General features: G+C 71.1%; 10 protein-coding genes. 4 read left to right on the forward strand and 6 right to left on the reverse strand.

Going from position 1 to position 9,979, the window contains the following annotated elements; genetic code table 11:
• Positions 1-8: 8 nt before the first annotated feature.
• The gene (locus tag EEJ42_RS14050; protein ID WP_123100278.1) at positions 9-1,544 is read left to right on the forward strand and encodes an FAD-dependent monooxygenase; all 1,536 of its coding nucleotides are present in this window, start codon (positions 9-11) and stop codon (positions 1,542-1,544) included.
• A 163-nt stretch (positions 1,545-1,707) separates the two neighbouring features.
• Positions 1,708-2,580 (forward strand): D-alanyl-D-alanine carboxypeptidase family protein, encoded by an 873-nt coding sequence (locus EEJ42_RS14055; protein ID WP_123100316.1) that lies wholly within the window; start codon positions 1,708-1,710, stop codon positions 2,578-2,580.
• Between the two features lie 336 nt (positions 2,581-2,916).
• Here EEJ42_RS14055 and EEJ42_RS14060 read toward each other — a convergent pair whose 3' ends face one another.
• Genes EEJ42_RS14060 through EEJ42_RS14075 form a run of 4 tightly spaced genes read right to left on the reverse strand, consistent with a single transcriptional unit; the run spans position 2,917 to position 6,727 of the window.
• Positions 2,917-3,948: an L-idonate 5-dehydrogenase gene (locus tag EEJ42_RS14060; protein WP_184503081.1), complete on the reverse strand. Its 1,032-nt coding sequence runs from the start codon at positions 3,946-3,948 to the stop codon at positions 2,917-2,919.
• 26 nt (positions 3,949-3,974) lie between these two features.
• On the reverse strand, positions 3,975-4,745 hold the full coding sequence (locus EEJ42_RS14065; protein ID WP_123100279.1) for a glucose 1-dehydrogenase: 771 nt from the start codon (positions 4,743-4,745) through the stop codon (positions 3,975-3,977).
• 48 nt (positions 4,746-4,793) lie between these two features.
• Positions 4,794-6,191: a GntT/GntP/DsdX family permease gene (locus EEJ42_RS14070; protein WP_123100280.1), complete on the reverse strand. Its 1,398-nt coding sequence runs from the start codon at positions 6,189-6,191 to the stop codon at positions 4,794-4,796.
• 20 nt (positions 6,192-6,211) lie between these two features.
• The gene (locus tag EEJ42_RS14075) at positions 6,212-6,727 is read right to left on the reverse strand and encodes a gluconokinase (protein ID WP_123100281.1); all 516 of its coding nucleotides are present in this window, start codon (positions 6,725-6,727) and stop codon (positions 6,212-6,214) included.
• A 163-nt stretch (positions 6,728-6,890) separates the two neighbouring features.
• Here EEJ42_RS14075 and EEJ42_RS14080 point away from each other — a divergent pair, with 163 nt between their 5' ends.
• Complete coding sequence (locus tag EEJ42_RS14080; RefSeq protein WP_123100282.1) at positions 6,891-7,604, forward strand: FadR/GntR family transcriptional regulator; 714 nt, start codon at positions 6,891-6,893, stop codon at positions 7,602-7,604.
• Positions 7,605-7,614: 10 nt separating this feature from the next.
• On the opposite strand, the gene EEJ42_RS14085 is transcribed toward EEJ42_RS14080, so the two are convergent.
• Positions 7,615-8,016, reverse strand: coding sequence for a VOC family protein (locus EEJ42_RS14085; RefSeq protein WP_123100318.1), 402 nt, complete (start codon positions 8,014-8,016; stop codon positions 7,615-7,617).
• A gap of 218 nt (positions 8,017-8,234) precedes the next feature.
• A complete protein-coding gene (locus tag EEJ42_RS14090) occupies positions 8,235-9,254 on the reverse strand; it encodes an aldo/keto reductase (RefSeq protein ID WP_123100283.1) in 1,020 nt (339 codons plus the stop codon).
• A 119-nt stretch (positions 9,255-9,373) separates the two neighbouring features.
• Here EEJ42_RS14090 and EEJ42_RS14095 point away from each other — a divergent pair, with 119 nt between their 5' ends.
• Positions 9,374-9,976, forward strand: a complete 603-nt coding sequence (locus tag EEJ42_RS14095) for a TetR/AcrR family transcriptional regulator (protein ID WP_123100284.1) — start codon at positions 9,374-9,376, stop codon at positions 9,974-9,976.
• Positions 9,977-9,979: the final 3 nt, after the last annotated feature.

The raw sequence follows: 9,979 nt of genomic DNA on the forward strand, positions 1-9,979 counted from the left end.
TCGATGCCATGGCATTTAACGACGTTAAGGAAGCGGAAGTGCTGATCATCGGGGCAGGCCCGGCCGGGCTCACCCTGGCCATCGACCTCGCCCGGCGCGGCGTCGCGGCGCGCATCGTGGAGCGCGGCGAGCGGCTGTTCCCGGGGTCGCGCGGCAAGGGGCTCCAGCCGAGGACACAGGAGGTGTTCGACGACCTCGGCGTCATGGCCGCGGTCCGCGCGGCGGGCGGGCCGTATCCGCCGATGATGGGGTGGGAGGACGGTCGGCGGCTCGGCGCGTTCGAGATGATCGTCCGCACCGGCCCGACCCCGGGCACCCCGTACCACGACATCTGGATGCTGCCGCAGTGGCGGACCGCCGAGATCCTGTACGCGCGGCTGCGCGAGATGGGCGGCGAGGTCGAGTTCGGCGCGGCGTGCACGGGACTCACACAGGACGCGGACGGCGTCATCGCGCACCTCTCCTACGCCGACGGCTCGACCGGCACCGTACGGGCGGCCTACGCCGTGGCCGCCGACGGCGGCCGCAGCACGGTCCGCAAGGCGCTCGGCATAGCCATGGCGGGCGAGACCGTCGACCCGCATCCGCTGCTGGTCGCGGACGTCACGCTGACCGGCCCGACCGGCCTGGACCGCGACCACTGGCACGTGTGGCAGCACGCCAAGGGCGGCGCCCTCGCGCTGTGCCCGCTCGCCGGGACCGGCCTCTTCCAGGCGGTGGCCCAGTACGAGGACAAGGACGCCGTACCCGACCCGGACCCGGAGGCGGTGCGGCGGCTGATCGTCGACCGGACGCATCTGGCGGAGTCCGAGGTGGGCGAGGTGCGGTGGGCGTCACCGTTCCGGGCTCGGGCGGCGATGGCGGAACAGTTCCGGGAGGGGCGGGTCTTCCTGGTGGGCGACGCCGCGCACATCCACTCCCCCGCGGGCGGCCAGGGCCTCAACACCAGCGTCCAGGACGCGTACAACCTCGGCTGGAAGCTGGGCGCCGTACTGCGCGGCGGCGCCGATCCCGTACTGCTGGACAGCTACGAGGAGGAGCGGATGCCCGTCGCCGCCGGGGTGCTGGGCATCAGCACCCGCATCCACCGCGCCGAGGCGGAGGGCGCGGCGGGCGACGCGGACGCGAAGGAGCCCCGGCGCACGGCGGAGGTGCACCAGCTGGGGCTGACGTACCGCGGCACGGCCCTCGCCGTCGACCGGCGGACACCGCACGACGCGACCGCGCTGCGGGCGGGTGACCGCGCGCCCGACGCCCCCTGCACGCTCCCCGACGGCACCCCGTTCCACCTCTTCGACGCCTTCCGCGGCCCGCATGTGACGGTGCTCGCACTCGGCGGCGCGGAACCGCCCGCCCCCGACCGCGCGTCCGTGCGTACGTATCGTGTCGGCGGCCCGGCACCCGATCTGCTCGACCCGGACGGACACCTCCGCGCCGGGTACGCGGATCAGGGCGTCTTCGTCATCCGACCGGACGGGTACGTGGGGTGCGCGGCCGACCGGGCGGACGAGGTGACCGGATATCTCACCACCTTGGGCGCGTAGGACGATACGACGGGAAATCGCACAGCGGGTACGGCTACCATCGCGGAGCGCACATCCATTGACCGCTCTCATGCGTCCCCGACTCGACGGCTTTCCCTCTGGACGGCCGCGCCGACGCCGATGGGACATTTGGAGTATTCATTTGAAAACCACCACCAAGCGCATGCGTCGCCTCTCCGCGCTGAGCGTTCTCGCCGCGGGATCCGTGCTGGCCTCCGGGGCGTTCGTCCCGGCGCAGGCCGCCACCGCCGCTGCGCCCACGATCACCGCCAAGGGCGGGTACGTGATGAACAACGGGACGGGCAAGGACCTTTACAAGAAGGCCGCCGACACCCGTCTCTCCACCGGCTCCACCACCAAGATCATGACCGCCCGGGTGGTTCTGGCCCAGCCGAACCTCAACCTGAACTCCAAGGTCACGATCCAGAAGGCGTACAGCGACTACATCGTCGACAACAACTGGGCCTCCTCGGCCCGTCTGATCGTCGGCGACAAGGTCACCGTCCGCCAGCTGCTCTACGGGCTGATGCTGCCGTCCGGTTGTGACGCCGCGTACGCCCTGGCCGACAAGTTCGGCAGCGGCTCGACCCGCGCCGCGCGGGTGAAGTCGTTCATCGGCAAGATGAACTCCACCGCCAAGAGCCTGGGCCTGAAGAACACGAACTTCGACTCGTTCGACGGCATAGGGCACGGCAAGAACTACTCCACGCCGCGCGACCTGACGAAGCTCGCGAGCAGCGCGATGAAGTACTCGACGTTCCGCTCGGTCGTGAAGACGAAGAAGACGACCCAGAAGACCGTCACCAAGAGCGGTGGCTACCGCAACATGACGTGGGAGAACACCAACCCGCTGCTCGGCACCTACTCGGGCACCATCGGCGTGAAGACCGGATCGGGCCCGGAGGCCAAGTACTGCCTGGTCTTCGCCGCCACCCGCAGCGGCAAGACGGTCATCGGCACCGTCCTCGCCTCGTCCTCGGTCCCCAACCGCACCGCGGACGCGAAGAAGCTGCTGACCTACGGCTTCACGAAGTAAGCACGTACGCGTACGGGGCCTGCTCGCGAGCCGCGCGAGCAGGCCCCTTCGTCATGCCGGGGGAACGGCGGGGACCGGCACCTGGTCCACTGTCCGGCCGCACTCCGCCCCCAAAGCTCCGTCGCCACCTTGCAGCTCGCGTCGCCCAGTCCAAGAGGGTGCCCCTCTCAGAGGGGCGCGCCGACATCGCGGGTGGCATCACTCCGGGTCGGCGGGCGAACTGGTCGGTGCCCAACGCCCTGAGCAGGGACCGTCGTCGGGCTGAGCGCCGCGGTTGGAGTAGCGGCGTCCGCCGCCCCGGTGCGGCACCAGGGGCGACGGACAGTTGCCGATAGATCAGGCCTCGAAGTCCAGCAGCACCTTGCAGGACTCGCGGCGGTCGGCCGCCTGGGCGAACGCCTCCACCGCCTCCCCCACCGGCCGCACCCCGCTGATCAGCGCGTCGAACGACGGCTCCGTCGCCAGCAGCCGCAGCGCGTCGTCGAACTCCTCGTGGAAGCGGAACGCGCCGCGCAGGTCGATCTCCCGGGCGACCAGCAGGTTTCCGGCGAACGGGCTCTGCCCCGGCGGCAGCATGCCGAGCTGGACGATGACCCCGCCGCGCCGCACCCGGTGCAGACAGGTGTCGAGCCCGGCGGCCACGCCCGACGCCTCGATCGCGACGTCCACCGCGTCGGAGGGCCAGTTCGGGTCGTCCGGGTCGTCGGCCCGTACGCACGCCGTCGCACCGGCCGCCGCCGCGAACTCCAGGGCCCGGGGCAGCACATCGGTCGCCGTGATGCTCGCCGCGCCCGCCGCGCGGGCGGCGGCGACGGCCAGACAGCCGATCGGCCCGGAGCCGGTGATCAGCACGTGGCGTCCCGTCAGATCGCCCGCGCGGCGCACCGCGTGCAGGGCGACGGACAGCGGTTCGGCGAGCGCCGCCCGGCGCGGCTCCAGCCCCTCGGGCAGGACCCGCAGCTGCCCGGCCGGGACGGCGATACGGGACGCGAACCCGCCCTGGACGTGGGGGAAGCGCGCCGCGCTGCCCAGGTAGCGGGTGTCGCTACAGATGTTGGCGCGGCCGCCGGCGCATTCAGGGCACACCCCGCACGGCGTTGCCGGGTGCACGGCGACCGGGGTGCCGGGGGCGGGCCCATCCGCGCCCTCGCCGTACGACACGACCGTGCCGACGACCTCGTGCCCCAGCACCATGGGCTGCTTCAGCCGGAAGTCGCCCACGCCGCCATGCTGGTGGTAGTGGAGATCCGACCCGCAGATCCCGCCGTAGCGGATCGCCACCAGCGCCTGTCCGGGCGCCACCTCCGGTTCGGGGAGTTCGTCGACCCGCAGGTCGCCCTGTCCATGGATCACACAGCCCAGCACCATCCGCCCTGCCTCCTCTGTCATGTGCTTCACAGCTGGCTCGTCATGCCGCCGTCGACGTACAGCACCTGCCCGCTGACGAAGTCGGCGGCGGGCGAGGCGAGGTAGAGCAGCGCCCCGATCAGGTCCTCGGTGCGGCCCCAGCGGCCCGCCGGGGTCCGGCCGCGCACCCAGGTGCTGAACTGCTCGTCCTCGACGAGCGGCCGGGTCAGCTCGGTCTCGATGTAGCCGGGGCCGACCCCGTTGACCTGGATGCCGTACGGGCCCCAGTCGGCGCACATGCCCTTGGTGAGCATCTTCAGCGCGCCCTTGGTCGCCGAGTAGGGGGCGATGCCGGGGCGGACCACCTCGCTCTGGAGCGAGCAGATGTTGACGATCTTGCCGTGGCCGCGTGCGGTCATGCGCCGCGCGGTCTCCCGGCCCACCAGGAACGCGCTGGTCAGGTTGGTGTCCACGATCTGCCGCCAGGCCTCGTCGGTGAACTCCAGCAGCGGTGCGCGGTTCTGCATCCCGGCGTTGTTGACCAGGATGTCGAGGGGGCCGACCCGCTCCTCCACGTCGGCGATCCCGGCGGCGACGGCCGGGCCGTCGGTGACGTCGAAGGCGGCGGTGTGCACGCCCGCCTCCGCGCCGCCGAGTTCGGCCGCGGCCTTGTCCAGGGCCTGCTGGTCGCGGCCGTTGAGGACCACCGTGCAGCCCGCCTCCACCAGGCCGCGGGCGAGCGCGTGGCCGATGCCGCGGCTGGAGCCGGTGACCAGGGCGGTGCGGCCCGTGATGTCGAAGAGCGGATGTGTCGTCATGGCGTTCGTACCCTCTCGGTTCTCAAAATCCCCGGTGCCGGCTCAGCGCTAGATCACCAGTGACAGCAGCAGGACGAAGCCGAGCGCGACGACCGAGATGACCGTCTCCATCACGGACCAGGTCCGCACCGTCTGCCCCACGCTCATCCCGAAGTACTCCTTGACCAGCCAGAATCCCGCGTCGTTGACATGGCTGAAGAAGAGGGATCCGGCGCCGATGGCCAGCACCAGCAGGGCCACGTGTGTGGTGGACATGTCGGCGGTGAGCGGCCCCATCAGCCCGGCCGCGGAGATCGTGGCCACGGTCGCCGAGCCGGTCGCCAGCCGGATCGCGACCGCGATCAGCCAGGCGAGCAGCAGCGCCGAAACGTTCCACTCCTTCGAGATGTCCATGATCATGTTGCCGACGCCGATGTCGATGAGCGTCTGCTTGAAGCCACCGCCCGCCGCGACGATCAGCAGGATCCCGGCGATCGGGGCGAGCGAGGTCTCCACGGTGGTGGCGATGCGGTCCCGGGTGAAGCCCGCCGCGCGGCCGAGGGTGACCATGCCCACGAGCACCGCCGCCAGCAGGGCGACCAGGGGGTTGCCGATGACGTCGGCGATCCGCTGGACGGAGTTCTCCGGGTCGTCCACGGCGATGTCGACCAGCGCCTTGATGAGCATCAGCACGACCGGCAGCAGCACGGTGCACACGGTCGCGGCGAAGCCGGGCCGCCGCTCCAGGTCCTCCGAGGGACGCGTCGGCATCAGCCGGTCCGGCGGGGTGACGTCGACCCAGCGATCGGCGAAGCGCGAGAAGACCGGGCCCGCGATGACGGCGGTCGGTATCGCGATGAGGACGCCGAGCGCCAGGGTGACGCCCAGGTCGGCGTGGACCGCGTCGATCGCGGCGAGCGGGCCGGGGTGCGGCGGCACCAGGCCGTGCATCACGGACAGACCCGCGAGCGCCGGTATGCCGATCCGCATCAGGGAGAGGTTGCCGCGCTTGGCGACCAGCAGCACCACCGGGATCATCAGCACCATGCCGACCTCGAAGAAGAGCGGCAGGCCGATGATCCCCGCGATGAGCACCATCGCCCAGGGCATCGTCCGGGTGCTCGCCTTGGCGAGGATCGTGTCCACGATCTGGTCGGCGCCCCCGGAGTCGGCGAGCAGCTTACCGAGGATCGCGCCGAGGGCGATCAGCACGCCGACGCCCGCCACCGTGTCGCCCAGCCCGCCGGAGAAGCTGGTGATGACCTTGTCGAGCGGCGCCCCCGCGACGGCGCCGAGCGCCAGCGAGCCGATCGTCAGCGACAAAAACGCATGCAGCTTGGTCTTGGTGATGAGCAGGACGAGTACGGCTATGCCGACGAGGACGGCTATGCCCAGCTGTGCGTGACCGGCCGACGTGATCGGGTCGACGGTGTCCGCTGCCAGCATCTCGACGCTGAGTCTGGTCACGGAGGGTTCCTAACGTGAAGCTACTGGTGTCCGGGCTGCCGCTGCCGCAGTGCGGCGACGGCCCGCTCGGTGATGATCTCGGGGTCCGGGGCGATGTCCACGGCGACGCCGTGCTCGTCCGGCTGGAGCGGCTCCAGGGTGGCGAGCTGCGAGTCGAGCATCTCCCCGGAGAAGAAGTGGCCCTTGCGCTCCTTCATCCGGTCGGCGATCAGCTTGCGCTCACCGGTGAGGTGCAGGAAGACGACCCCGGGCTCGGCGGCGCGCAGCCGGTCCCGGTAGATCCGCTTGAGCGCGGAGCAGCTGACCACACCGCCGTGACCGACGTGCTCATGGGCCCAGGCACCGATGGCGTCCAGCCACGGCCTGCGGTCCTCGTCGTCCAGCGGGGTCCCGGCCGACATCTTGGCGATGTTGGCCGGCGGGTGGAAGTCGTCGGCCTCGGCGTACGGCACGCCGAGCGCGTCCGCCAGCAGGGGGCCGATCGTGGTCTTGCCCGTGCCGGACACTCCCATGACGACGACCAGGGGGGCATGCATGTGGAAAACCTCGCTGTCTGCTCCGGTGCTGTCTTCCTCGACTGTCGGTCTCGACCTCGGCACCGCTGGCAGCACACTCAACCCCACTGATACGACGTATTCAAGAGTTCGTGATTTAAAAGTCATACTTAAATCGAGAGCGGCGGCCACGTAGGCTGACTCCATGGACAACCAGGGGCCCGTCACGGGGCGGGGACTGCACGCTCGGTTGCTGGCGTCCCTCGGGCCCGCGATCACCGCGGGCGACTACCCGCCGGGGACGGTGCTGCGCACCGACGAGCTGGAGCAGCGCTTCGACGTCTCACGGACCGTGGTCCGCGAGGCGGTGCGGGTCCTGGAGTCCATGCACCTGGTCCGCTCCCGCCGCCGCGTCGGCGTGACCGTCCTCCCCCCGGAGGAGTGGGACGTCTTCGACGCGCAGGTCATCCGCTGGCGGCTGGCGGGCCCCGACCGCCCCCGCCAGCTGCGCTCCCTGACCTCCCTGCGCTCGGCCATCGAACCGGCCGCGGCCGCCCTGGCCGCCGAGCAGGCCACCGCCGCCCAGTGCGCCGAGCTGACCGAGCACGCCCTCAACATGGTCGCCACCTCCCGCGGCCAGCAGCTCCCCGCCTACCTCGTCCACGACGTCGCCTTCCACCGGACGATCCTGCGCGCCTCGGGCAACGAGATGTTCGCGCGGCTCGGCGACGTGGTCGCCGAGGTCCTGGCGGGCCGCACCGAGCACCGGGTGATGTTCAGCGACCCGGACCCGGAGGCGGTCACCCTCCACGTCCGGGTCGCCGAAGCGGTCCGCGCGCGGGACGCGGAGCGCGCCGAGCGCTACACCCGGGAGATCACCATGGGCGCCCTGCGCGAGCTGGACATCCTGGCGCCGTAGCGCTGGGGGATCACGGCCGGACGTACGGCCGGGTCATGATCTCCATGTTGTGGCCGTCCGGGTCGTCGAAGTACGCACCGCGGCCGCCGAAGAGGGTGTTGATCCGGCCGGGGTCGGTGTGGCCGGGGTCCGCGTAGTAGGTGACCCCGGCCGACTCCAGGCGGGCGATCATGGCGTCGAAGCGCTCCTCGGGGACGAGGAACGCGTAGTGCTGCGGCTGGATCGGCTCGTCCCGCTTCTCGTAGTAGTCGAGCGTGACGCCGTTGCCGAGGTCGACGGGCAGGAACGGGCCGAACGGGGCGCCGACCTCCAGGTCCAGGACCGTGGCGAGGAACTCGGCCGACCAGTGCCGGTCCGAGGCGTAAACGGCGGTGTGGTTCAGGTGGATGTCGTGTACGGACACGTGAGGCATCTCCGGTGTTGTCGTGGTCGCGGTGGTCGCGATGCGGACGAAGAACACGGAGATGGAGGGGCGGGGCCCTGGCCCGCCCCGGCCTCACGCCGAGGCCGGGCGCCTCACTCGTGCATGGCCCTCTGGGGCCGACCCGGCAGTCACCCGGCTGAACCTAGCGGTCGCCACCAGGAACATCAACGGATTTCCGGGCACGCGAGTTGGCCCGCGAGTTGGCGTCAGCGGCGGCGCAGGGACGGGTCGAGCAGCGCGGGCGGGGTGTCGTACTTCTCGTGCGGGGCGAGGTCGGTGCCGGGGGCGACGATGGCGTCGATCGCGTCGAGTACGTCGGCCGGGAGCACGGTGTCGGCGGCGGCGAGTTGGGCGTGCAGGTGGTCCAGGGTGCGGGGGCCGATGAGGGCGCTGGTGACGGCGGGGTGCGCGGTGACGAAGCCGAGCGCGAGCTGGATCATCGTCAGACCGGCGTCGTCGGCGACCTTGGCCAGCCGCTCGACGGCCTCGAGCCGGGCCCGGTTGGCGGGGATCGTGGTGTCGAAGCGTTCCGGCATGAACGTCGAGCGGCTGGTGGCGATGGACCGGCCCGCGCGGACCGCGCCCGACAGCCAGCCCGAGGCCAGCGGGCTCCACACCAGCACGCCGAGGCCGTACTGCTCGGTCACGGGCAGGACGTGCGTCTCGACGCCGCGCTGGAGGATCGAGTAGCTGGGCTGTTCGGTGACGTAACGGCTCAGGTGGTGCTCGCGGGCGACCCATTGGGCCTGGACGAGGCGGTAGGCGGGGAAGGTCGAGGTGCCGAAGTGCCGGATCTTGCCCGCGCGCTGGAGGTCGGTCAGGGCCGACAGCGTCTCCTCGTCGCCGGTGCTCGGGTCCCACCGGTGGATCTGGTAGAGGTCCACGTGGTCGACGCCGAGGCGGCGCAGGCTGTTGTCCAGCGCGGTGACCAGCCAACGGCGCGAACTGCCCCGGTGGTTGCGCTCCTCCCCCATGGGCAGGCCCGCCTTCGTGGCCAGCACGATGTCGTCGCGGCGGCCGACGATGGCCTTGCCGACCATCTCCTCCGACTCGCCGCCGCCGTACATGTCGGCGGTGTCGATGACGTTGATCCCGCCTTCGAGGGCGGCGTCGACGATGGCGGTGGCCTCGTCCTGGGTGGTGCGCCCGATCGCGCCGAAGTTCATCGCGCCGAGCGCGAGGGTGCTGACCTGCACGCCGGTGCGGCCCAGGGTGCGGTAGAGCATGACGGTGTTCCTCCATTACGGGTGGAGCTGACATCATGAACAAACGGAACCTCGTTCCGTTTGGACAATACGGAACGCTGTTCCGTTTTGGCAAGTGCGATGGCGAAGGGAGCGGCACGGTGAACGACGGCGGCAAGGGCGGGGACGGCACGGGGCGCGCGGCCCCGTCCAAAAGGAAGGACGCCCGGCGCAACAAGGAGACGCTGCTCGACGCGGCCGCCACGGTCTTCGTCCGGTCAGGCGTGGAGGCGCCCGTGCGCGACATCGCGGCCGAGGCGGGCGTCGGCATGGGCACGATCTACCGCCACTTCCCCACCCGGGCGGACCTCATCATCGCCGTCTACCGGCACCAGGTCGAAGCGTGCGCCGAGGCCGGACCCGCCCTGCTGGCCTCCAGCGCGAGCCCGCACGCCGCGCTGGGGCAATGGATCAACCTCTTCGTCGACTTCCTGGTCACCAAGCACGGCCTCGCCGCCGTGCTCCAGTCCGACAGCTCCGGCTTCGACACTCTGCACGCCTACTTCCTCGACCGCCTCGTGCCCGTGTGCACCCAACTCCTCGACGCCGCGGCCGAGGCCGGCGAGATCCGCTCCGGGGTGGAGGCGTACCAGCTGATGCGCGGCGTGGGAAACCTCTGCATCGGCGCGGGCAGCGATGCCCATTACGACCCGCGCCGTCTGGTCGAACTCCTCATCGCGGGACTGCGCCGCCAGCCGGACTGAGAG

The organism is Streptomyces botrytidirepellens (genome assembly GCF_003721215.1).
GTDB lineage: Bacteria > Actinomycetota > Actinomycetes > Streptomycetales > Streptomycetaceae > Streptomyces > Streptomyces himastatinicus.